We start from the raw sequence: 22,127 nt of genomic DNA, 5'->3' as shown, positions 1-22,127 counted from the left end.
CCATTCCAGCGCGGCGCTCATGCAGCGACGCGCTGGAATGACACAAATCCCGCCCCGGTATCGGTCGTGGCGGCGGCCCCGCACGAACGTGCCGGACAGCCTGCGATGCGTGTGACGCTACGCACCGCGCAAAAACAAAATGCCTGTATCAGCGGACTGACACAGGCATCTTGCTGGCGGCAATCGCCTCGATTACTTACGCAGACCCAGCTTCTCGATCAGTGCGCGGTAACGGTCGGCATCCTTGCCCTTGAGGTAGTCGAGCAGCTTGCGGCGGCGGCTCACCATGCGCAGCAGACCGCGGCGGCTGTGGTGATCCTTCGCGTGGGTCTTGAAGTGACCCGTCAGTTCGACGATACGTGCGGTCAGCAGTGCGACCTGGACTTCGGGCGAGCCCGTGTCGTTGGTACCGCGGGCGAACTGAGCAACGACTTCCGACTTCTTGATATCTGCAACAGACATGTGATTTCCTTTCTAACTGAACAGGCGGACACGGAAGAATGGCCGTGCCGTGACTTACAACCGGCGCGCATTGTAGCACAACTCGATGCCGTTCTTACCGTCTCCTGTCACGGGCGCGTCATCGAGCACGTCGACGGCATTTCCGTACGCGGCGCCGGCACCGCGAGCACCGTCCGGAAGCCGTAGCCCGACCCTTCGTTGTCGAAGCGCACGCCCGGCGTGCCGACCTTGTCCATTTCCATTACGTAAAGGGGTTGGATCAGCTGGTGATCCTGCGCGCGCATCCGCGACGCGTGGAAGCCGTCGTCGAACGACAGACCCTCGAGCGCACGCGCGACCGCGACCGGGTCGGCCGAACCCGCGCGGGTCATCGTGGCGGCCAGCATTTCGATCATCTGGCTCATCCGCCGCACCGGATAGTCGTCCTGCACGGCCGGAAAACGGGCCCGGAACGCGCGGTAGAACGCGTCGGATTTGGCGCCGCCCGCGTTCGGGTGCCAGTCCGCGACGGCCAGGACATGACCGACGCCCGCGTCGCCCAGGGCCGCCGGCGCGCCGAGGCTGTTGCCGTAGAACGTATAGAACTTCGCATCGAGCCCCTGTTCGCGCGCCGCCTTCACGAGCAGCGTGAGGTCGTTGCCCCAGTTGCCGGTCACGACGGCGTCCGCGCCGCTCGCGCGGATCTTCGCGATATACGGCGAGAAATCCTTGATCCGGCCGATCGGGTGGAATTCGTCGCCGGCGATCGTCACGTCCGGGCGCCGCGCGGCCAGCGCCTGCCGCGCAAGAGCGCTGACGTCGTGGCCGAAGCTGTAGTCCTGGTTCAACAGATAGACCTTGCGCAGCGCGCGATCGCGCGCCATCACGTCCGCGAGCGCGGCCATCCGCATGCCGGCATGCGCGTCGAAGCGGAAATGCCAGAAACTGCAGCGCGCGCCGGTCAGCGCCGGATCGTCGGCCGAATAGTTCAGGAACAGCATCCGGTTGTCCGGATCGCGCGCGTTCAGCTTGTCGAGCGCGGCGACGAGCGCGGCCGCGACGGCCGAGCTGTTGCCCTGCGCGACGAAGCCGATATGGCGGTCGGCGGCCGCGCGCAACTGCACGAGCGCCTCCTCCGGGCTGCCCTTGCTGTCGAGCACGACGAGTTCGAGCGGGTGCGCGCCGTCGCGCAGCTTCACGCCGCCCGCCGCGTTGACCTGCTCGACGCCGAAGCGCAGATTGCGCTCCACCGCCGCGCCCGCATTCGCGAACGGGCCCGACATCCCTTCGATCAGTGCGATCCGCACCGGCTCGCCGCCGGCAAATGCGGACGACACCAGCATCCACCCCGCGCTCCACGCGAGCGCGCATCGCTTCCATCCCTGCATCGGCCACCTGCCCTTCAATCCGCCCGAGAAGCGCGGATCATAGGCCGCCGCGGCAACCGCCTGCAAGCACGGCAGCGCGCGATCCGCACCGATTTTTTCCGCGCGATGCGCGATCATGCGCCGTCCGTGATAAAACGGGACTTGTTTCCGTGCTCTGGAGAATCCGATGCGCATTCGCATTCCCGCGCGCCTGCCGGTGCTCGCCGCCTGCGCCGCCGCGCTGCTGGCCGGTTGCGCGCAACCGTGGCAGCAATACCAGGCCGGCCAGGACGAGTCGGCGATCGTCGCGCGCATGGGGCCGCCGCGCGAGATCTACGACCTGCCCGGCGGCGGCAAACGCCTGATGTGGCCGACCCAGCCGATGGGCGAAATCACGGTCGCGGCCGACGTCGATGCAGCCCACCGGATCGTCAACGTGCGCCAGGTGCTGCAGCCGAGCGAGTTCTATCGCGCGGAGATCGGCAAGTGGACGAAGACCGACGTCCTCGTCAATTTCGGACGCCCGGTCGAGACCTCCTACTTTCCGCTGATGAAGCGCGAGGTATGGACGTACCGGTATCTCGAGGACAACGTCTGGTACATGATGTACAGCTTCTACTTCGATCCGCAGGGCATCCTGCGCACCACGCAGAAAACGCCGGACCCGCTGCACGATCCCGATCGCCGCAACCTGTTCTGACCGATTGCGCATTTACGCGCAATTGTCGCAATGGCCATTCACGAATTATTGCGTGAATGGCCATTTCATTTTTTCCGTCGCCTTATTTAATTCAAAGAATAAGACGGAAAACTTTTCCGAACGATGACATTGCGATGGCAATACGCTGAACGTCCCGTCATGCGGGCCGTTGCGCGTAAACAGGCATGGACAGTGCATGTCACGCGTCGCATTGGTGCATGCAATGCACTACCGGCAATCAATTTGAAACAATTTGTTTCAACCCACCCTGAGTGCTAGGGCATACCCCTAATATCAGTCCAAATCAAACCTTTCAATTTAGAAAGCATGCGATTACGCCATTTCGTTCGATATTTATTTGCCTTTATCACAAAGGAGTCCTCATGAACCGCCCCAAGAGCATGCTGGTCGCCAACATTGCCTGGGCCCGCGAGACGCGCGAACACACGCCCGGCTTCTTCGACGCGCTCGCGCGCGGCCAGAACCCGCGCGTACTGTGGATCGGCTGCGCCGACAGCCGCGTGCCGGCCGAAACCATCACGCACTGCGCGCCCGGCGAGCTGTTCGTCCATCGCAACATCGCGAACCTGTTCCATCCCGACGACGACAATTCCGCCAGCGTGCTCGAGTACGCGGTGCGGGTGCTGAAGGTCGACCACGTGATCGTGTGCGGGCACTACGGGTGCGGCGGGGTCCGTGCGTCGCTGCTGCCGCCGCCCGCCGACCTGCCGCACGTCGCGCGCCGCATCGCGCCGCTCTGCGCGCTCGCGCGGCGCCATCGCGACACGCTCGACGGGCTCGACGACCTGGCCGCCGCCGACCGCCTCGCCGAGCTGAACGTGCTCGAACAGGTACGGCTGCTGCGCGCGTCGCCGATCGTACGCGGCCGCGAACGGCCGCCGCTCGTGCACGGCTGGATCTTTTCGCTCGCCGACGGCCGCCTGAAGGAGCTCGATTCCGGCTATACGGCGTCGCCGGCCGAAGCCGAGCCCGAGTCCGAGCCCGAACCTGCCGCGACCGCCGCCGCGCTCGGTTGACCCGCGCGCCGCCCTCCACGCCAACGAAACTACCCCCAACCATGAAACTGAACGAGCGCCTGTCCACCCTGCCGCGCGACATCGTCGCCGGCATCGTCGTTTTCCTCGTCGCGCTACCGCTCTGTCTCGGCATCGCCAACGCGTCCGGCGTCGAGCCGTTCGCCGGGCTCGTGTCCGGCATCGTCGGCGGCATCGTCGTCGCGCTGCTGAGCGGCTCGTCGCTGTCCGTCAGCGGGCCGGCCGCCGGCCTCGTCGTGATCGTCGTCGAAGGGATCGCGCAACTCGGCAGCTTCTCCGCGTTCCTGCTCGCGGTGCTGCTGTCCGGCGTGCTCCAGTTCGGCTTCGGCATGCTGCGCGCGGGCCGCTTCGCCGCGTACGTGCCGTCGCCCGTCATCAAGGGCATGCTCGCCGCGATCGGGCTGCTGCTGATCGTGAAGCAGATTCCGTTCGCATTCAGCATTGGCGGGCCGGCCGCGCAATCGTTTGCGAATTGGCCGGGCCTGCCCGTCGCATGGGCCGCCACGGCCATCGCGCTCGTTTCGCTCGCGCTGCTCGTGGCATGGGACACCCCCGCGCTGCGCCGCTTCGCGCTGGTGCGCTCGGTGCCGGCGCCGCTTGCGGTGGTCGTGCTCGGGATCGGCGCGACGCTCGTGCTGGGCTTCGTCGCGCCCGCGGTCGCGCCGGGCGCCGCCCATCGCGTCACGCTGCCCGAACTCGGATCGTTCACCGCATTCGCCGCATCGCTCAAGCACGCGGAGCTCGGCCCGAACTTCGCGCAGCTCGTCAATCCCGACGTATGGCGCGTCGCGATCACGCTCGCGGTCGTCGCCAGCCTCGAGACGCTGCTGAGCCTCGAAGCGGTCGAGCAGATCGACCCCAAGCGCCGACCGGTGCAGCCCGATCGCGAACTGAAGGCCCAAGGCGTCGGTAACCTCGTCGCAGGTGCGGTCGGCGGCCTGCCGATCACGTCGGTGATCGTGCGCAGCTCGGTGAACGTCAACGCGGGCGCGCAAAGCCGGATGTCGGCGATCGTCCACGGGGTGCTGCTGCTCGCCAGCGTGTTCGCGCTCACGGGGCTGATCAACCTGATCCCGCTCGCGAGCCTGGCCGCGATCCTGATCCACACGGGCTTCAAGCTGGCGAAGCCGGCGCTGTTCCGCTCGGTGATGAAACAGGGGCCGGCCGCGTTCGTGCCGTTCGCCGCGACGATCGCCGGCGTGCTGACGGTCGACCTGCTGTTCGGCATCGCGCTCGGCCTCGCGTGCAGCGTGCTGGCCGTCGCCTTCGCGAACCTGAAGAGCCCCGTCACGCTCGCGCAGCACGACGACCACTTCCTGCTGTCGTTCCGCAAGGACGTGTCGTTCATCGGCAAGGTGCAGGTCAAGCACCACCTGCGGCACATTCCGGACCGGGCGGCGGTGATCATCGACGCGACGCGCGCCGACTACATCGATCACGACGTGCTCGAACTGCTCGATGCGTTCGTCGCCGATGCGCCGCGGCGCGGGATCTCGGTCGAGTTCCGCCGGCGCAATCCGGCGCCCCGCCCGGCCTCGCGCCGCTGGCTGTTCCGCGCGCCGGCCGCCGAATGAGCGAAGCATGAAAAAACGCCCCGGCGGCGCAAGGCCGCACGGGGCGTTTCGAGGCTGCGCGACGCGCGGCGCTTACGAGCGCTGCGGGTTGACCTTGTCGTCCTTCGAATGCAGCTTGTTCAGCGCGGAAATGTACGCTTTCGCGGAGGCGGCGACGATATCCGGATCGGTGCCGACGCCGTTGACGATCCGCCCGCTCTTCGACAGCCGGACGGTCACTTCGCCCTGCGCCTGCGTGCCGGTCGTGATCGCGTTCACCGAGTACAGCAGCAGCTCGGACCCGCTGCCGACTTCGCCCTCGATCGCATTGAACGTCGCATCGACCGGACCGTTGCCGCGCGCCTCGCCGGTCACTTCCTTGCCTTCGACCGCGAACACGACCTTCGCCTGCGGCTGCTCGCCCGTTTCCGAACGCTGCGACAGCGACACGAACTTGAAGTGCTCCTGCTCCTGCGCGAGCGCCGACTCCTCGGACACGATCGCGATGATGTCCTCGTCGAAGATCTCCGCCTTGCGGTCGGCCAGATCCTTGAAGCGCATGAACGCGGCGTTCAATTCCGCTTCGCTGTCGAGCGATACGCCGAGCTCCTGCAGGCGCTGCTTGAACGCGTTGCGGCCCGACAGCTTGCCGAGCACGATCTTGTTCGCGGTCCAGCCCACGTCTTCCGCGCGCATGATCTCGTAGGTGTCGCGCGCCTTCAGCACGCCGTCCTGGTGAATGCCCGACGCGTGCGCGAACGCGTTCGCGCCGACCACCGCCTTGTTCGGCTGCACGACGAAGCCGGTGATCTGCGACACGAGCTTCGAGGTGGGCACGATCTGCGTGGTATCGATACCGACGTCGAGGCCGAAGTAGTCCTTGCGCGTCTTCACCGCCATCACGATTTCCTCGAGCGACGTGTTGCCCGCGCGCTCGCCGAGGCCGTTGATCGTGCACTCGATCTGGCGTGCGCCGCCGATCTTCACGCCGGCGAGCGAGTTCGCGACCGCCATCCCGAGGTCGTTATGGCAGTGCACCGAGAAGATCGCCTTGTCCGAGTTCGGAATGCGCTCGCGCAGCGTCTTCACGAGGTTGCCGTAGAGCTCCGGCACGCCGTAGCCGACCGTGTCGGCGATGTTGATCGTCGTCGCGCCTTCGGCGATCACGGCCTCCAGCACGCGGCAGAGGAAATCCAGGTCGGAGCGGCTGCCGTCTTCCGGCGAGAACTCGACGTTGTCGGTGAACTTGCGCGCGAAACGCACCGCGAGGCGCGCCTGCTCGAACACCTGGTCGGGCGTCATCCGCAGCTTCTTCTCCATGTGCAGCGGCGACGTCGCGATGAACGTGTGGATCCGGAAGCTCTCGGCCGGCTTCAGCGCATCGGCCGCGCGCTGGATGTCCTTGTCGTTGGCCCGCGCCAGCGAACAGATCGTGCTGTCCTTCACGAGACCAGCGATCGTGTGGATCGCGTCGAAGTCGCCGTTCGAGCTGGCGGCGAAGCCGGCCTCGATCACGTCGACCTTCATCCGCTCGAGATGCTTCGCGATGCGGATTTTCTCTTCCTTCGTCATCGACGCGCCGGGCGATTGCTCGCCGTCACGCAACGTCGTATCGAAAATGATCAGCTTGTCTGTCATGGGGGGCTCCAGGGCTCTTTTATACGGAAGTCAAACGTAACGAGATCGCGCCACCGCTGGCGACGTTCAACAACAGACGAGGCTTGAGACGGAGGGCGAGAACGGTCAGCGCGGCAGGCGCGCCAAAGCTAGCGCGCGTAGCGGCGCACCGGCTAGAAGGAGGGGGAGGCGGGGAAATGCAGTCATGCCAAAGACTATAGCGACATTCCGCTGGCCGCGCAATCGGACGGCACCCCGGAATCGACGCGGCCCGGCTCGAAAAAGGGGCAAATGAAAACGGCGGCCGCGAGGCCGCCGTTTCCGGGCAAATCGCGCGCGGGCGTCAGTGATCGCGCTGCGACGAGCGCGCCGGATTCGCGCGCCCGCGCACGGCCATGTAGGCCCAGAACACGTAGCCGGACAGCCCGTACAGCACGAACAGGCAGAACAGCATCAGCGGCGGATCGGACGACACGAGCACGAACGCGACGACGACGAGCAGGATCGCCGCGAACGGCACGCGGTGCCGCACGTCGAGCGCCTTGCCGCTGTAGAACGGCGCGTTCGACACCATCGTCACGCCTGCGTAGATCGTCAGCACGAACGCGACCCACGGCAGCCAGCCGAGCTTCATCGGCACGCGGTTGTCGGTGGCAAGCCACACGAAGCCCGCGATCAGCGCGGCGGCGGCCGGGCTCGGCAGCCCCTGGAAGAAGCGCTTGTCGACCACGCCGATGTTCGTGTTGAAGCGCGCGAGGCGCAGCGCGGCGCCCGAGCAGTAGACGAACGCGGCGAGCCAGCCCCAGCGGCCGAGATCCTTCAGCACCCACTCGTACATCACGAGCGCGGGCGCGACGCCGAACGACACCATGTCCGACAGGCTGTCGAACTGCTCGCCGAACGCGCTCTGCGTATGCGTCATGCGCGCAACGCGCCCGTCCATCCCGTCGAGCACCATCGCGACGAAAATCGCGATCGCCGCGATCTCGAAGCGCACGTTCATCGCCTGCACGACCGCGAAGAAGCCGCAGAACAGCGCGGCGGTCGTGAATGCATTCGGCAGCAGGTAGATGCCGCGCGTCTTCAGGAACCGCTGGCGCGCGGCGCGGCGGCTTTCGAGCGGCGCCTGATCGGGCGCCATTATCTTGTTGCGGCGGAACGGGCGTGGCGTCTGGCTGGAGCCGTTGCGCGGCCGACGCGGTTTGAATGCGGCCATCGTGCGCCCCGCCCCTTACTGCTCGAGCTCGGCGAGGATCGTCGACGACGCGTAGACCTTCTCGCCGATCGACACCTTCGCGCGGCTGCCGAGCGGCAGGTACACGTCGACGCGCGAACCGAAGCGGATGAAACCGTAGCGCTGGCCGCGCGACAGCGGCTCGCCGGCACGGACGTAGCAGAGAATCCGGCGCGCGACGAGGCCCGCGATCTGCACGGCGGTGACGGTCTTGCCGCTCGCCGTCTGGATCACGACCGCATTGCGCTCGTTCTCGGTCGACGCCTTGTCGATCGCCGCGTTCAGGAACGCGCCCGGGAAATACTCGACCTTGCTGATCGCGCCATCGACCGGCGAACGCTGCGAATGGACGTTGAAGACATTCATGAACACGCTGATCTTCAGCGCTTCGCGGTTCGCGTACGGATCCTGCGCGGTCTCGACCGCGACGATGCGGCCGTCCGCCGGGCACAGCACCGCGTTCGGCTGCGCCGGGATCGGGCGCTGCGGATCGCGGAAGAACTGGACGACGAAGGCGAGCAGCAGCCAGAACGGCCACGCGAAGCCGAAGCCCCCGACGGCATGGATCAACAACGCGATGACGGCTGCAATCGCGATGAACGGCCAGCCTTCGCGCGCGATGATCGGATGAGGATAGTTCATGGATTCGTTCTGTGTTCGGTGAATTGCAAAGCCCGTAGCATAACAAAAGCCGCCCGGGGCACTGCTGCCTTCGGACGGCTTTTTGATGCCGGCCCTCCGTTCGAAGGGCCGGAACAGCACGTGGTGCTTAGTTCTTCGTCTGGTCGACGAGCTTGTTCTTCGCGATCCACGGCATCATCGCACGCAGCTTCGCGCCAACCTGCTCGATCTGGTGCTCGGCCGTCAGGCGGCGGCGCGACTGCAGCGTCGGCGCGCCTGCCTTGTTCTCGAGAATGAAGCTCTTCGCGTACTCGCCCGTCTGGATGTCGGTCAGGCACTGCTTCATCGCCTTCTTCGTCTCTTCCGTGACGACGCGCGGGCCGGTCACGTACTCGCCGTACTCGGCGTTGTTCGAGATCGAGTAGTTCATGTTCGCGATGCCGCCTTCGTAGATCAGGTCGACGATCAGCTTCAGTTCGTGCAGGCACTCGAAGTACGCCATTTCCGGCGCGTAGCCGGCTTCGACCAGCGTCTCGAAACCCGCCTTGATCAGCTCGACGGTACCGCCGCACAGCACGGCCTGCTCGCCGAACAGGTCGGTTTCGGTTTCTTCACGGAAGTTCGTCTCGATGATGCCGGCACGACCGCCGCCGTTGGCCGCCGCGTACGACAGCGCGATGTCGCGTGCCGCGCCCGACTTGTTCTGCGCAACCGCGATCAGGTGCGGCACGCCGCCGCCTTGTGCATACGTGCCGCGCACGGTGTGGCCCGGGGCCTTCGGCGCGATCATGATCACGTCGAGGTCGGCGCGCGGGATCACCTGGCCGTAGTGGACGTTGAAGCCGTGTGCGAATGCCAGCGCCGCGCCCTGCTTGATGTTCGCGTGCACTTCCTTCGCGTAGACGTCGGCGATCTGCTCGTCCGGCAGCAGCATCATGACGACGTCCGCGCCCTTCACCGCTTCCGCGACTTCCTTGACCGACAGGCCGGCGTTCTCGGCCTTGCTCCACGACGCGCCGTCCTTGCGAAGGCCGACCGTCACGTTCACGCCGCTGTCCTTCAGGTTCAGTGCGTGCGCGTGGCCTTGCGAGCCGTAGCCGATGATGGTGACTTGCTTGCCCTTGATGAGGGAGAGGTCGGCGTCTTTGTCGTAGAAAACGTTCATGATGGTTCCTTCGCTAATTCAAAAATTCAACAATTCGTTCGGATGGAGTACTGCGGGCCGGGACATGACGGCGCACCCGGCGTGCCTCATTGGCAATTTCGGCATCACACCTTCAGGATGCGCTCGCCGCGTCCGATGCCGGAGCTGCCGGTACGCACGGTCTCGAGGATCGCGCTGGCGTCCAGCCCCTGGATGAATGCGTCGAGCTTGTCGCTCGCGCCCGTCAATTCGATCGTGTAGGTCTTTTCGGTCACGTCGATGATGCGGCCGCGGAAAATGTCCGACATCCGCTTCATTTCTTCGCGCTCCTTGCCCACTGCACGTACCTTGATCAGCATCAGCTCGCGTTCGATGTGTGCACCGTCGGTCAGGTCCACCACTTTCACCACCTCGATCAGGCGGTTCAGATGCTTCGTGATCTGTTCGATCACGTCGTCGGAGCCAATGGAAACGATGGTGAGCCGCGACAGCGATTGGTCTTCGGTCGGCGCCACCGTCAAGGTTTCGATGTTGTAGCCGCGTGCGGAAAACAGGCCGACCACGCGCGACAGCGCGCCCGGTTCGTTCTCCAGCAGGACGGAAATGATGTGTCTCATGTTCGCTTCTTCCAGAATGTGTCCGTGTCGATTCACTCGCGCCGCGCGCCGCCGCGTGCCGCACCGCCCTTCGTGAAGGCGGCCGCATCGGGCCGGGCGCGCGTCGCGCCGTTACAGATCTTCCGATCCGAGCAGCATCTCGGTGATGCCCTTGCCGGCCTGTACCATCGGCCAGACGTTTTCGGTCGGATCGGTCTGGAAGTCGAGAAACACGGTGCGGTCCTTCAGGCGCAGCGCTTCCTTCAGCGCCGGCTCCACATCCGAAGTCTTTTCGATCCGCATGCCGACATGGCCGTACGCTTCGGCGAGCTTCACGAAATCGGGCAGCGCATCCATGTACGAATGCGAATAGCGCTTGCTGTATTCGATCTGCTGCCACTGGCGGACCATGCCGAGGTAGCGGTTGTTCAGCGAAATGATCTTCACGGGCGTGTCGTACTGCAGGCAGGTCGACAGTTCCTGGATGCACATCTGGATCGAGCCTTCGCCCGTGATGCACAGCACGTCGTCGTCCGGATGGGCCATCTTGACGCCCATCGCCGCCGGCAGGCCGAAGCCCATCGTGCCGAGGCCGCCGGAGTTGATCCAGCGACGCGGCTTGTTGAAGCGGTAGAACTGCGCGGCCCACATCTGGTGCTGGCCAACGTCCGAGCACACGAACGCATTGCCGTCCGTCAGCTCCCACGCCTTCTCGACCACGTACTGCGGCTTGATGATCTCGCTTTCGCGGTCGAACTTCAGGCAGTCCTTCGCGCGCCAGCCTTCGATGTCCTTCCACCATTGCGCGAGCGCCTCGGTGTCGGGGCCATGCTCGGCCGTCTGCAGTTGTTCGATGAGTTCCTTCAGCACTTCCTTCACGTCGCCGACGATCGGGATGTCGACCTTCACGCGCTTCGAGATCGACGACGGGTCGATGTCGATGTGAATGATCTTGCGCGGGCGCGACGCGAAGTGCGCCGGGTCGCCGATCACGCGGTCGTCGAAGCGGGCGCCGATCGCGATCAGCACGTCGCAGTGCTGCATCGCCATGTTCGCTTCGTAGGTGCCGTGCATGCCGAGCATGCCGAGGAATTTCCTGTCCGACGCGCGATAGCCGCCGAGGCCCATCAGCGTGTTCGTGACCGGGTAGCCGAGCAGGTCCGCGAACTGGTTCAGTTCACGCGACGCGTCGGCGAGGATGATGCCGCCACCCGTGTAGATGTACGGGCGCTTCGCCGTCAGCAGCAGCGACACGGCCTTGCGGATCTGGCCCGAATGGCCCTTCGTGACGGGGTTGTACGAACGCAGCGATACGCTCTTGATCGGCTCGTACTGGCACGGCGTCTTCGAGATGTCCTTCGGGATGTCGATCAGCACCGGGCCCGGACGGCCGGTGCGGGCGATATAGAACGCCTTCTTGACGGTTTCCGCGAGGTCGCGCACGTCCTTCACGAGGAAGTTGTGCTTCACGCACGGACGCGTGATGCCGACGGTGTCGCATTCCTGGAACGCATCCTGACCGATCGCGGCCGTCGGCACCTGGCCGCTGATCACGACCATCGGGATCGAATCCATGTAGGCCGTTGCGATGCCGGTCACCGCGTTGGTGACACCGGGGCCCGACGTCACGAGGCAGACGCCGACATTGCCGGTGGAGCGCGCATACGCATCGGCTGCGTGCACGGCCGCCTGTTCATGGCGCACCAGCACGTGCTGAATCTTGTCCTGCTTGTACAGCTCGTCGTAGATGTAGAGAACCGAGCCGCCGGGATAGCCCCAGATGAATTCGACGTTTTCGTCGGCCAGTGCCTTCATGAGCACGGTACCGCCGATGGAGTCGCTATCGGGAGGGGAAAGGGGTTCCGACGTGGAGAATTCCGCGCTGGGCATGTTCATTTTGACCTTTCGAATTTTCGGCAAAAAATTGATCGGGTGCTCTCTGCCGGGCTTGTGGCTCGGGTTCAAGCGGCGCGTCCAGTTTGAAGGGCGGGCTTCTTGGGCCAGCCTCAAATGAGACCATCACTTCATGTTGCGAACCGCCGACGATAGCGGCTCACGATTGAGCCGTCAAGCAAAATATCCCGCAGCGCATCATGCGCGCCGCCCGGCGCCCCGCCGGCGCGGTCCGCGCGCAACGTGCGGCGCCCGACCCGCTGCCAAGTCGGACGAAAATTTGATAGCATCCGCGGGTTTTACGAAATTTTTCGACCTTTTACACCACGCAGCGGGCCGCAGCGCATACCTTCACGGAATGGCATCAGACAAGGAACTCGCCGACTTTCTGGCGGGCGTCGAAAGGCGCGCGTTCAAGCAGGCTGCGTACGCCGTACGTGACGACGATGCATCGCTCGACATCGTGCAGGACGCGATGATCAAGCTCGCTGAAAAATACGGCGACCGGCCGGCGGCCGAGCTGCCGCTGCTTTTTCAGCGGATCCTGCAGAACGCGATCCACGACTGGTTCCGCCGGCAGAAGGTCCGCAACACGTGGGTGACGCTCTTCTCGTCGCTGAACAACACCGACGACGACGACTTCGACCCGCTCGAAACGCTCGAATCCGCGGACGACAACGCGGGCGTCGAGAGCAGCGAGCACCGCCTCGAGAGAGAGCAGGTTCTGGCCCTGATCGACGAAGAAATCCAGAAACTTCCGACGCGTCAACGGGAAGCGTTCCTGATGCGTTATTGGGAAGATATGGATGTCGCCGAGACTGCCGCCGCGATGGGGTGCTCCGAGGGCAGCGTCAAGACGCACTGCTCGCGAGCCACCCACACTCTGGCGCAAGCGCTCAAGGCCAAAGGAATCACGCTATGAGCTCCGCTCCCGCAAACCGAGAACACGAATTCGCGCTGAAGGTGCGCCGCGCGCTGGACGAGCGCGCGGCCGCCCTGCCTGCCGCGACCACCGATCGGCTGGCCGTCGCCCGCCGGGCCGCGCTCGCGCGCAAGAAGCCCGAAGCCGCGACCGCGCCGGTGTTCGTGCCGGCCTTCGCCGGCGCGGCCGGCGCTTACGGCCTGACGCCCGCGAACCACGCGCCGACCGGCCGCCCGCACGCGTCGCTCGCGCGCCGGCTGCTGCGCGCATGGCCGCTCGCGTTGCTGCTCGCGGGGCTCGTCGGCATCGCGTACTGGGAAGACATGCAGCGCACCGCCGAACTCGCCGACATCGACGCGGCGATGCTCAGCGACGACCTGCCGCTCAATGCGTATCTCGACCACGGGTTCAACGCGTATCTTTCGCGCGCTCACTAACAGACAATAACGAGGGGATCGTACGGGTGAGTCAGAAGCGCGGCCTGGCCGTATTTTTCGGATGCGTGATCGCGATCGCCGTTTCGTACGTCGCCACGTATCCCCGATTCCACCCGGCCCCCGCAACGGCTCCCGTCGCGACCACCAGCACCGCCGCGCCCGCGTCGACCGCGACCGGGCTGACCACCGAACTCCCTCCGCTGCCCCTGCCGCTGCCGGCCGCCGCCGGCCCGCTGTCGTGGGCGCGCCTCACGCCGGCGCAGCACGCGGCCCTCGCGCCGTTCGCCGACCAGTGGGACGGCTTCAGCGACGCCCGAAAGCGCAAATGGCTGAAGATCGCATCGCGTTTCGCGAAGTTGTCGCCGGATGACCAGAAGCGGCTGCAGGAGCGGATGACCGAATGGGCGAAGATGACGCCCGAGCAGCGCCGCGTCGCGCGCGAGAACTACCAGAGCGCGAAGGAACTGTCCGCGCAGGCGCGCGAGCGCGCCTGGAAGGCCTACCAGCAACTCCCCGAGGAGCAGAAGGAACGGCTTGCCGCCGCCGAGCGCCGCCGCAAGCCGAGTGTCGTCAGTGCGCCGCCGACCGTCGCCGACCGTGACGTGCGCCGCCTCGTCAACGCGCACGAACACCCGGCGAGCGGCGCGGCCGCTGCCCCGGCGCCCGCGTCGGCCGGCGCCGCCGCGCAGCCGGTGCCCGCGTCGTCGACCTCCGGCACCGCATCCGCACCGGCCGCCGTGGCGCCGGTGTCGCCCGCCGACGCGCCTTCGCTGTTCAAGGGCTCCTGAGCGGCCGTGGCGAACGCCCGCGCGCCCGAGACCCAGGCCGCCGCGCCGTCCGTACGGCGGCGCCTCGCCGCGCTGCTCTACGAAGGCGTGCTGCTGTTCGGCGTCGTGTTCTTCGCCGGGCTCGCGTTCAGCCTCGCGACCCAGCAACGCAACGGCCTCGTCCATCACAACCTGCTCGCCGCGTGGATCGCGCTCGTCGTCGGCGCGTATTTCGTGTGGTTCTGGACGCACGGCGGCCAGACGCTGCCGATGAAAACCTGGCGGCTACGGCTCGAATCGTCGAGCGGCCGGCCGCTGAGCGCCGGCCACGCGCTCGTCCGCTACGTGCTCGGCTGGCTGTGGTTCCTGCCGCCGCTCGCGCTGCACCCGCTCGTCGGCCTGTCGGTACCCGTCACGCTCGCGCTCACCGCCGCATGGATCGTCGCGTGGGCCGGTGCCTCCCGCTTGCACGCCGATCGCCAGTTCCCGCACGACCGGATCGCGCGCACGCGCGTCGTCGCGATCCCGCGCTGACGCGCGGCTTTCGCCAGACGAAAGCCGCACGTTCGGCGCGCCCTCGTCGACCCGGATGGCCTTGCCGGACAAGCGACGACCGTTCAGTGCGGCAGGTTACTCAACACTTGTCCATTCACTGCTAAACACCCTTCAACGGTCGTAATAAGAACGTCTCGTGACTGTCATGGCACAGTCACGCCCGCATGGCGCAATGCCGGTACTGTCAACCGGCGCGAGTCATGCATGGGCCAGAAAACATCCGCGACCTCACTGTTTCGTCATCCCATCGGCGCTCGCGCCGCCACTGCGTTCCTGTCCGGCTCGGGGGCAACCGACGGCGTGGTGTCGCAAAAACCGCCCGTCGCGCACACCACGCAGCACGAGGACCCCGAGCCGTCCGCCCATCGCTACCGCACCATCTGGCTGTCCGACATCCACCTCGGCTCGAGCGGCTGCCAGGCGCCCTACCTGCTGGATTTCCTGCGTCACAACGACTCGGAATACCTGTACCTCGTCGGCGACATCATCGACGGCTGGCAGTTGAAGAAAGGCTGGTACTGGCCGCAGGCGCACAACGACGTCGTGCAGAAAATCCTGCGCAAGGCGCGCAAGGGCACGCAGGTGGTCTACATCCCCGGCAACCACGACGAAGGCGCGCGGCAGTTCTGCGATCTCGCGTTCGGCGACATCCAGGTGCGCGGCGAGGCATTCCACACGACGCTTGCAGGCAAACGTTTGTGGATCGTGCACGGCGACCTGTTCGACGGCGTGATCCAGCACGCGAAATGGCTCGCGTACCTCGGCGACACGCTCTACACGCTGATCCTCGTGCTGAACCGCTGGTTCAACCGGATCCGCAGCCGGCTGGGCTTCCAGTACTGGTCGCTGTCGCAGTACCTGAAGCACCAGGTGAAGAACGCAGTCAACTTCATCTCGCAGTTCGAGACCGTGATGACCGACGAGGCCCGCCGCCGCGGCTGCGACGGCGTCGTGTGCGGCCACATCCACAAGGCCGAGATCCGCGACATCGACGGTGTGCTGTACTGCAACGACGGCGACTGGGTCGAAAGCCTGTCCGCGCTCATCGAAACGATGGAAGGCGAACTGAAGATCGTCTACTGGACGGTGATGCGCTCCGCACCGTCGGAGATCACGTCGCGCAAGGCCAAGGCCACTGCCTGACTCAACCCTATTTCCAGGACATGCCGCGATGAAGATCATGATTGTCACCGACGCGTGGGAACCGCAGGTCAACGGCGTCGTGCGCACGCTGAAGAGCACGTCGCGCGAACTCACGGCGCTCGGCCACCGTGTCGAACTGCTGACGCCGCTGGAATTCCGCACGGTGCCCTGCCCGACCTACCCCGAGATCCGCCTGTCGATCCTGCCGTACCGCAAGCTGCGCGCGCGGATCGATGCGTTCGCACCCGACGCGCTGCACATCGCGACCGAAGGCCCGCTCGGCATGGCCGCCCGGCGCTATGCGCGCGCGCACAAGCTGCCGTACACGACCGCCTATCACACGCGCTTTCCGGAATACGTGCAGGCGCGCTTCGGCATTCCGCTCGCCGCGACCTACCGCTTCCTGCACTGGTTCCACGGCCCGTCGCTCGCGGTGATGGCGCCGACGCCGGTCGTCAAGGAGGACCTCGAGAAATTCGGCTTCACGAACGTGGTGCTGTGGACCCGCGGCGTCGATCTCGACATCTTCCGGCCGATGGAGTCGAAGGTGCTCAATACCGCGCGGCCGATCTTCCTGTACGTGGGCCGCGTCGCGATCGAGAAGAACGTCGAGGCGTTCCTGCGCCTCGATCTGCCCGGCTCGAAGTGGGTCGCGGGCGAAGGCCCCGCGCTCGCGGAACTGAAGTCGCGCTACCCGGAGGCGAACTATCTCGGCGTGCTGTCGCAGGCCGAGCTCGCGAAGGTGTATGCTGCGGCCGACGTGTTCGTGTTCCCGAGTCGCACCGACACGTTCGGCCTCGTGCTGCTCGAGGCGCTCGCCTGCGGCACGCCGGTGGCCGCGTATCCCGTCACGGGCCCGATCGACGTGCTCAGCGGAGGCGACGCCGGCGCGATGCACGAGGACCTGCAGGAAGCCTGCCTCGAGGCGCTGAAGATCGAACGCACGACTGCGCGCGCGTGGGCGGAACGCTTCTCGTGGCGCGCGGCATCCGAGCAGTTCGCGTCGCATCTGAAGCCGCTGCCGAAGACCGCGTACTCGCCCGCCGAAGGTGCCGCCGTTTGAAACGAGACCTGAACGACAAGATCCCGCCCCCCGCCGCAACGCCGCCACGGCACCACCCGTTCGACGAGGAAGAGTCGCACGCCGAAACGGACGCGCATCCGCACGAGCCGCTCGGCCCGGACGATCAGCTGACGCCGCTGCCGCCGAACCCGTACAAGCGCCACCGCGGCATCACGCGCGCGTGGTTCGCGCTCAAGCATTCGCTGAACGGCTTTCGCGTCGCGATCCGCGAGGAAAGCGCGTTTCGCCAGGAGCTCACGCTCGCCGCGCTGATGCTGCCGATCGGCGCATTCGCGCCGGTGCCGGCCCCGTCGCGCGCGCTGCTGATCGCGTCGGTGCTGCTGGTGCTGATCGTCGAGCTGCTGAACTCGAGCGTCGAAGCCGCGATCGACCGCATCTCGCTCGAGCGCCACGAACTCTCGAAGCGCGCGAAGGACCTCGGCAGCGCGGCCGTGACGGTCGCGCTGTTCGCGTGCGTGACGACCTGGGGCTTCGTGCTCGGCCCGGTCGTCGCACGCTGGCTCGGCTTCTAGGGCCTGTTCACGCCAATAACGGGCTTGCGCTGGCCCTAGGCACTCCCCGGGCGCCCGCCCCGCCGCCCGCGTGCGGCGCTGCACCATGCGCCGCGCGGGGCCGCGATCACGAAATGCCCCGATGTGGCGAAACCCCGGTTTATAATCGTCCGCTAGACATAGAACAGCAACCCGCGCCGGACGAATCACGCAGCATCGATTGCAGCGCCCGCCAGTCCGGCACACACAGGGCCGGACGACATGGAAGCGAAACCTCCCCGCCGCACCCGCGAACGGATTCTCGAGTTGTCGTTGAAACTCTTCAACGAGATCGGCGAGCCGAACGTCACCACCACGACGATCGCCGAGGAAATGGAAATCAGTCCAGGCAACCTGTACTACCATTTCCGCAACAAGGACGACATCATCAACAGCATCTTCGCGCAGTTCGAGCAGCAGATCGAACGGCGGCTGCGCTTCCCCGAAGATCATCGTCCGACGATCGACGAAACCTGGTCGTACCTGCAGTACATGGCCGACTTCATGTGGACTTACCGGTTCCTGTATCGCGACCTCAACGACCTGCTCGCCCGCAACCGCACGCTCGAGACGCACTTCAAGCAGATCATCAGCCACAAGGTGCGCTTCGCGCACGACATGTGCGAGCTGCTCGTGTCCGATGCCGAAATGGTCGCGACGCCCGCCGAGATCGAGGTCATCGCGACCAACATGGCGGTGATCTCGACGTACTGGCTGTCGTACCAGTACGTGATGCACCCGCGCAAATACAACGACCAGGACGCGATTCGCGAAGAGCTGCACCAGGTCAGCATGCACGTGATCTCGGTGATGGCCCCGTACCTGCGCGGCCGTTCGCGCCAGCTGTTCGACGATCTGGTCTCCGGCAAGCTGCCCAAGCGCCAGTTCACCGACTACCTGCCGCCGCGCGACGGTTCGCCGCGCCCCGCCGGCGGGCCGGTCACCGTTGGGCAGCCCCCGGCCAAGGACGCCAAGCAATGAAGGCAGTCTGCGTTTACTGCGGCTCGTCGTCCGGCGTGCGGCCCGTCTATGCCGATGCCGCGCGCGCCTTCGGCCGCGCGCTCGTCGATGCAGGCCTCACGCTCGTGTACGGCGGCGGCCGCGTCGGCCTGATGGGCGTGATCGCCGACGAAGTGATGGCGGCCGGCGGCCGTGCGGTCGGCGTGATCCCCGAATTGCTCGTCGACAAGGAAGTCGGCCATACGGGGCTGTCGGAACTGCACGTCGTGCCCGACATGCACCATCGCAAGAAGATGATGGCCGACCTCTCCGATGCGTTCGTCGCGATGCCCGGCGGCGCCGGCACGCTCGAGGAGCTCTTCGAGGTCTACACGTGGGCGCAGCTCGGCTATCACCGCAAGCCCGTCGCGCTCTACAACATCGATTCGTTCTACGATCCGCTGATCGCGCTGTTGCGCCATACGGTCGACGAAGGCTTCATGCGGCCGGCCTATTTCGACGCGCTGTGCGTCGAATCGGAACCCGCCGGGCTGATCGAGCGGCTGCGCCGCTACCAGCCGCCCGCCCGCGACAAGTGGGCATCCGACGCCGCGAAGTAATCCTCACCGGAACCCGCACGCGATGACCGCACCGTCCGAGCGCAAGGCCGTCCTCATCACCGGCGCGAGCCGTGGCATCGGCCGCGCGACCGCCGTGCTCGCGGCCGAACGCGGCTGGGACGTCGGCATCAACTACGCGCGCGACGCGGCGACGGCCGAACGGACCGCGCAGGCCGTGCGCGACGCGGGCGGCCGCGCGTGCATCGTCGCGGGCGACGTCGCGAACGAGGCGGACGTCGTCGCGATGTTCGACACCGTTGCCGCCGAATTCGGGCGCCTCGACGCGCTGGTCAACAATGCAGGCATCGTCGCGCCGTCGATGCCGCTCGCCGACATGCCGGTCGACCGGCTGCGGCGGATGTTCGATACCAACGTGCTCGGCGCCTATCTGTGCGCGCGCGAAGCCGCGCGCCGGCTGGCCACCGACCGTGGCGGCCGCGGCGGCGCGATCGTCAACGTGTCGTCGATCGCGTCGCGGCTCGGCTCGCCGAACGAGTACGTCGACTACGCGGGCTCGAAAGGCGCGGTCGATTCGCTGACGATCGGCCTGGCAAAGGAACTCGGCCCGCACGGCGTGCGCGTCAACGCGGTGCGCCCCGGCCTGATCGAGACCGAAATTCATGCAAGCGGCGGCCAGCCGGGCCGGGCGGCCCGTCTCGGCGCGCAGACACCGCTCGGCCGCGCGGGCGAAGCGCAGGAGATCGCCGAGGCGATCGTCTGGCTGCTCGGCGATATGGCGTCCTACACGACGGGCGCCCTGCTCGACGTCGGCGGCGGCCGCTAAGCTGACGCGCGGCGCAACAATACAGCGGTCGAAAACCGCCCCGTGGTCACGGCGCCACAAATCTCCACAATTCCGTGACAGTTTCAGTAAACGTCCGTAACAATTCCGTGCTCTACTAGCGGACATTCAGACAGGTGTCTTAAACACGCCGTCCGTTACCCGGATGTAGCCCCTTATCGGTCCTGCCCATGTCGCGGACCGGCTCGACTCGACCCGAGATCTTTTCCATGCCTGGAACCGCAGCGCCCAACCGGCGACGCACGCCCGTGCCCGCCCCGGCCGCGCACACCCGCTCGACCGCCGATACCGACATCGTCGCGACGCTCGACGTCGGCGGCACGCCCGTCGCCGCTTCGACCGCCGCCATCGGCACCCCGCGCGAGCGCTCGCTGCTGCTCGGCTGGCGCGCCTGGTTGTTCGTCGCCGCACTGGTGTGCGCGTACACGCTGCCCGGCGTGCTCGGACACGATCCGTGGAAACAGGACGAAACCTACACGTTCGGCATCATCCAGCACATGCTCGAAACCGGCGACTTCGTCGTACCGACCAATGCCGGCCTGCCATTCATGGAAAAGCCGCCGCTTTACGCGTGGGTCGCGACCAGCCTCGCGTGGCTGCTGCAGCGCGTGATGCCGCTGCACGACGCGGCGCGCCTCGCGAGCGCCCTGTTCGCCGCGCTCGCGTTCGGCTTCATCGCGCGCGCGGCCCGCGTGGCCAGCCGGGCGGACAGCTGGTTCGACCTGCGCGTGCTCGGCCCGGTCGTGCTGAGCGCGGGCACGCTCGTCGTCATCAAGCACGTACACGACATGATGACGGACGTCGCGCTGTTTGCCGGCACGGCAATGGGGTTCTGCGGGCTGCTCGAACTCGTGATCCAGCACGTCGCGCGTGCACAGCAGATGCGGCACGGGCTGCCGGCGCATCCGGCGAGCCGCTGGGCCGCGCCGATCTTCGGCGCGGGCGTCGGCATCGCGCTGATGGCGAAGGGGCTGTTCGTGCCGCTCGTGTTCGCGGCCACGCTCGTCTGCACGCTGGTGCTCTATCCGGCCTGCCGCACCCGCTCGTTCGCACGCGCGCTCGGCATTGCCGCGCTCGTGTTCGCGCCGTTCGCGCTGATCTGGCCGACCGCCCTGTTCCTGCGCTCGGAAACGCTGTTCATGACGTGGTTCTGGGACAACAACGTCGGCCGCTTCTTCGGCTTCTCCGTTCCCGAACTGGGCGCCGAAAACGACAAGCCGTTCTTCATCCTGCGCGCGTTCGTGCTCGTCGGCTTCCCGGTCGCCCCGCTCGCGATCGTCGCGCTCGCCCGCGGCGCATGGCGCGACTGGCACGCACCACGCATCGCGCTGCCCGTGCTGTTCGCCGGCATCGGGCTCGTGGTGCTGCAGGTGTCCGCGACGTCGCGCCAGCTCTACATCCTGCCGTTCTTCGCACCGCTCGCGCTGGTCGCCGCGCAGGCGATCGACCGCCTGCCGCGCCGGCTGCATCTCGCGTGGGATTACCTGAGCCGTATCCTGTTCGGCACGGTCGTCGTGCTCGCGTGGGCGATCTGGGCGGTGATGGCCGATCCGGCCGCGTCGCGCGCCGATCTCGCGCTGCTCGGCCGGTGGCTGCCGCTCGACTGGACGATGCCGATCCAGCCCGCGCTCGTGACCGGCGCGCTCGCGCTGACGGTCGGCTGGCTGACGCTGCTGCCGAAGCTGCGCACGACCGGCTTGTGGCGCGGCGCGCTGTCGTGGGGCGCCGGCGCGCTCGTCGCGTGGGGGCTCATCTATACGCTGCTGCTGCCGTGGCTCGACGTCGCGAAGAGCTATCGCTCGGTGTTCGACGACCTGAACGCGCATCTCGCGCTCGAATGGAACGACGGCGACTGCATGGCGAGCCTGCACGGGCTCGGCGAATCGGAAGCGCCGATGCTGTACTACTTCTCCGGCATCCAGCACACGCCGATCGACGACGCGAAGACGACGCGCTGCACGTGGATGATCGTGCAGGGCGTGCGGGCCGTCGATCCGGCGCCCGGCAACGAATGGAAGCTGTTCTGGACCGGCGCCCGCCCGGGCGACAACACGGAACTGCTGCGCGTCTACGTGCGCACGCCCGAACAGCACCTGCAATGACATCG

22 protein-coding genes are annotated in these 22,127 nt (G+C 66.5%); 14 read left to right on the top strand and 8 right to left on the bottom strand.

Annotated elements, in window-relative coordinates:
• Positions 1-192: 192 nt before the first annotated feature.
• Both rpsO and HWX09_RS30240 read right to left on the bottom strand, forming a co-directional pair.
• Entirely contained in the window at positions 193-462 is a 270-nt protein-coding gene (gene rpsO / locus HWX09_RS30245) for a 30S ribosomal protein S15 (RefSeq protein WP_006398792.1), read from the bottom strand.
• Positions 463-569: 107 nt separating this feature from the next.
• Positions 570-1,829, bottom strand: a complete 1,260-nt coding sequence (locus HWX09_RS30240) for a branched-chain amino acid ABC transporter substrate-binding protein (protein WP_027784989.1) — start codon at positions 1,827-1,829, stop codon at positions 570-572.
• Positions 1,830-1,995: 166 nt separating this feature from the next.
• Here HWX09_RS30240 and HWX09_RS30235 point away from each other — a divergent pair, with 166 nt between their 5' ends.
• The 3 genes from HWX09_RS30235 (at position 1,996) to HWX09_RS30225 (ending at position 5,137) form a co-directional block, all read left to right on the top strand.
• A complete protein-coding gene (locus HWX09_RS30235) occupies positions 1,996-2,508 on the top strand; it encodes a hypothetical protein (protein WP_027784990.1) in 513 nt (170 codons plus the stop codon).
• Positions 2,509-2,891: 383 nt separating this feature from the next.
• Positions 2,892-3,545, top strand: a complete 654-nt coding sequence (locus HWX09_RS30230) for a carbonic anhydrase (RefSeq protein WP_027784991.1) — start codon at positions 2,892-2,894, stop codon at positions 3,543-3,545.
• 41 nt (positions 3,546-3,586) lie between these two features.
• Entirely contained in the window at positions 3,587-5,137 is a 1,551-nt protein-coding gene (locus HWX09_RS30225; RefSeq protein WP_027784992.1) for a SulP family inorganic anion transporter, read from the top strand.
• Between the two features lie 72 nt (positions 5,138-5,209).
• Here HWX09_RS30225 and HWX09_RS30220 read toward each other — a convergent pair whose 3' ends face one another.
• The 6 genes from HWX09_RS30220 to HWX09_RS30195 form a co-directional block, all read right to left on the bottom strand.
• Positions 5,210-6,754, bottom strand: a complete 1,545-nt coding sequence (locus tag HWX09_RS30220; protein ID WP_027784993.1) for a 2-isopropylmalate synthase — start codon at positions 6,752-6,754, stop codon at positions 5,210-5,212.
• 322 nt (positions 6,755-7,076) lie between these two features.
• Positions 7,077-7,949, bottom strand: a complete 873-nt coding sequence (gene pssA, locus HWX09_RS30215) for a CDP-diacylglycerol--serine O-phosphatidyltransferase (protein WP_027784994.1) — start codon at positions 7,947-7,949, stop codon at positions 7,077-7,079.
• Between the two features lie 15 nt (positions 7,950-7,964).
• Positions 7,965-8,609 carry a phosphatidylserine decarboxylase gene (locus HWX09_RS30210; protein WP_027784995.1) on the bottom strand — a complete coding sequence of 215 codons (645 nt, stop codon included), beginning with the start codon at positions 8,607-8,609 and terminating at the stop codon, positions 7,965-7,967.
• Between the two features lie 127 nt (positions 8,610-8,736).
• Positions 8,737-9,753 (bottom strand): ketol-acid reductoisomerase, encoded by a 1,017-nt coding sequence (ilvC, locus tag HWX09_RS30205; RefSeq protein WP_027784996.1) that lies wholly within the window; start codon positions 9,751-9,753, stop codon positions 8,737-8,739.
• Positions 9,754-9,857: 104 nt separating this feature from the next.
• Positions 9,858-10,349, bottom strand: coding sequence for an acetolactate synthase small subunit (gene ilvN, locus HWX09_RS30200; RefSeq protein ID WP_006750445.1), 492 nt, complete (start codon positions 10,347-10,349; stop codon positions 9,858-9,860).
• A 111-nt stretch (positions 10,350-10,460) separates the two neighbouring features.
• Positions 10,461-12,224 carry an acetolactate synthase 3 catalytic subunit gene (locus tag HWX09_RS30195; RefSeq protein ID WP_027784997.1) on the bottom strand — a complete coding sequence of 588 codons (1,764 nt, stop codon included), beginning with the start codon at positions 12,222-12,224 and terminating at the stop codon, positions 10,461-10,463.
• 355 nt (positions 12,225-12,579) lie between these two features.
• Here HWX09_RS30195 and HWX09_RS30190 point away from each other — a divergent pair, with 355 nt between their 5' ends.
• From HWX09_RS30190 to HWX09_RS30140, 11 genes are all read left to right on the top strand, one after another.
• Complete coding sequence (locus tag HWX09_RS30190) at positions 12,580-13,143, top strand: RNA polymerase sigma factor (RefSeq protein WP_027784998.1); 564 nt, start codon at positions 12,580-12,582, stop codon at positions 13,141-13,143.
• Entirely contained in the window at positions 13,140-13,580 is a 441-nt protein-coding gene (locus HWX09_RS30185; RefSeq protein ID WP_027784999.1) for a DUF3619 family protein, read from the top strand. The genes HWX09_RS30190 and HWX09_RS30185 overlap by 4 nt, the downstream gene beginning before the upstream one ends.
• 26 nt (positions 13,581-13,606) lie before the next feature.
• Positions 13,607-14,368, top strand: a complete 762-nt coding sequence (locus HWX09_RS30180) for a DUF3106 domain-containing protein (RefSeq protein ID WP_027785000.1) — start codon at positions 13,607-13,609, stop codon at positions 14,366-14,368.
• 6 nt (positions 14,369-14,374) lie between these two features.
• On the top strand, positions 14,375-14,881 hold the full coding sequence (locus HWX09_RS30175; protein ID WP_027785001.1) for an RDD family protein: 507 nt from the start codon (positions 14,375-14,377) through the stop codon (positions 14,879-14,881).
• 225 nt (positions 14,882-15,106) lie between these two features.
• The gene (locus HWX09_RS30170; protein ID WP_027785002.1) at positions 15,107-16,045 is read left to right on the top strand and encodes a UDP-2,3-diacylglucosamine diphosphatase; all 939 of its coding nucleotides are present in this window, start codon (positions 15,107-15,109) and stop codon (positions 16,043-16,045) included.
• A 28-nt stretch (positions 16,046-16,073) separates the two neighbouring features.
• Positions 16,074-17,108, top strand: a complete 1,035-nt coding sequence (locus HWX09_RS30165) for a glycosyltransferase family 1 protein (protein ID WP_027785003.1) — start codon at positions 16,074-16,076, stop codon at positions 17,106-17,108.
• Positions 17,105-17,641 (top strand): diacylglycerol kinase, encoded by a 537-nt coding sequence (locus HWX09_RS30160; RefSeq protein ID WP_027785004.1) that lies wholly within the window; start codon positions 17,105-17,107, stop codon positions 17,639-17,641. The genes HWX09_RS30165 and HWX09_RS30160 overlap by 4 nt, the downstream gene beginning before the upstream one ends.
• A gap of 240 nt (positions 17,642-17,881) precedes the next feature.
• Positions 17,882-18,640: a TetR/AcrR family transcriptional regulator gene (locus tag HWX09_RS30155; RefSeq protein WP_027785005.1), complete on the top strand. Its 759-nt coding sequence runs from the start codon at positions 17,882-17,884 to the stop codon at positions 18,638-18,640.
• On the top strand, positions 18,637-19,218 hold the full coding sequence (locus tag HWX09_RS30150) for a TIGR00730 family Rossman fold protein (RefSeq protein WP_027785006.1): 582 nt from the start codon (positions 18,637-18,639) through the stop codon (positions 19,216-19,218). The genes HWX09_RS30155 and HWX09_RS30150 overlap by 4 nt, the downstream gene beginning before the upstream one ends.
• Positions 19,219-19,240: 22 nt before the next feature.
• Positions 19,241-20,002 (top strand): SDR family oxidoreductase, encoded by a 762-nt coding sequence (locus tag HWX09_RS30145; protein ID WP_027785007.1) that lies wholly within the window; start codon positions 19,241-19,243, stop codon positions 20,000-20,002.
• Between the two features lie 227 nt (positions 20,003-20,229).
• On the top strand, positions 20,230-22,122 hold the full coding sequence (locus HWX09_RS30140) for a glycosyl transferase (protein ID WP_027785008.1): 1,893 nt from the start codon (positions 20,230-20,232) through the stop codon (positions 22,120-22,122).
• Positions 22,123-22,127: the final 5 nt, after the last annotated feature.

Origin of the sequence: Burkholderia sp. BCC1208 (genome assembly GCF_902833095.1) — a bacterium.
GTDB lineage: Bacteria > Pseudomonadota > Gammaproteobacteria > Burkholderiales > Burkholderiaceae > Burkholderia.
The sequence above is the reverse complement of the archived record's forward strand: the minus strand, read 5'-3'. Positions and strand labels throughout refer to the sequence as shown.

Bases quoted from the DNA above. Each gene is read 5' to 3' on its own strand.
- rpsO (WP_006398792.1), bottom strand. From the start codon at position 462: ATGTCTGTTGCAGATATCAAGAAGTCGGAAGTCGTTGCTCAGTTCGCC.
- HWX09_RS30240 (WP_027784989.1), bottom strand. From the start codon at position 1,829: ATGCAGGGATGGAAGCGATGCGCGCTCGCGTGGAGCGCGGGGTGGATG.
- HWX09_RS30235 (WP_027784990.1), top strand. From the start codon at position 1,996: ATGCGCATTCGCATTCCCGCGCGCCTGCCGGTGCTCGCCGCCTGCGCC.
- HWX09_RS30230 (WP_027784991.1), top strand. From the start codon at position 2,892: ATGAACCGCCCCAAGAGCATGCTGGTCGCCAACATTGCCTGGGCCCGC.
- HWX09_RS30225 (WP_027784992.1), top strand. From the start codon at position 3,587: ATGAAACTGAACGAGCGCCTGTCCACCCTGCCGCGCGACATCGTCGCC.
- HWX09_RS30220 (WP_027784993.1), bottom strand. From the start codon at position 6,754: ATGACAGACAAGCTGATCATTTTCGATACGACGTTGCGTGACGGCGAG.
- pssA (WP_027784994.1), bottom strand. From the start codon at position 7,949: ATGGCCGCATTCAAACCGCGTCGGCCGCGCAACGGCTCCAGCCAGACG.
- HWX09_RS30210 (WP_027784995.1), bottom strand. From the start codon at position 8,609: ATGAACTATCCTCATCCGATCATCGCGCGCGAAGGCTGGCCGTTCATC.
- ilvC (WP_027784996.1), bottom strand. From the start codon at position 9,753: ATGAACGTTTTCTACGACAAAGACGCCGACCTCTCCCTCATCAAGGGC.
- ilvN (WP_006750445.1), bottom strand. From the start codon at position 10,349: ATGAGACACATCATTTCCGTCCTGCTGGAGAACGAACCGGGCGCGCTG.
- HWX09_RS30195 (WP_027784997.1), bottom strand. From the start codon at position 12,224: ATGAACATGCCCAGCGCGGAATTCTCCACGTCGGAACCCCTTTCCCCT.
- HWX09_RS30190 (WP_027784998.1), top strand. From the start codon at position 12,580: ATGGCATCAGACAAGGAACTCGCCGACTTTCTGGCGGGCGTCGAAAGG.
- HWX09_RS30185 (WP_027784999.1), top strand. From the start codon at position 13,140: ATGAGCTCCGCTCCCGCAAACCGAGAACACGAATTCGCGCTGAAGGTG.
- HWX09_RS30170 (WP_027785002.1), top strand. From the start codon at position 15,107: ATGGGCCAGAAAACATCCGCGACCTCACTGTTTCGTCATCCCATCGGC.
- HWX09_RS30165 (WP_027785003.1), top strand. From the start codon at position 16,074: ATGAAGATCATGATTGTCACCGACGCGTGGGAACCGCAGGTCAACGGC.
- HWX09_RS30155 (WP_027785005.1), top strand. From the start codon at position 17,882: ATGGAAGCGAAACCTCCCCGCCGCACCCGCGAACGGATTCTCGAGTTG.
- HWX09_RS30150 (WP_027785006.1), top strand. From the start codon at position 18,637: ATGAAGGCAGTCTGCGTTTACTGCGGCTCGTCGTCCGGCGTGCGGCCC.
- HWX09_RS30145 (WP_027785007.1), top strand. From the start codon at position 19,241: ATGACCGCACCGTCCGAGCGCAAGGCCGTCCTCATCACCGGCGCGAGC.
- HWX09_RS30140 (WP_027785008.1), top strand. From the start codon at position 20,230: ATGCCTGGAACCGCAGCGCCCAACCGGCGACGCACGCCCGTGCCCGCC.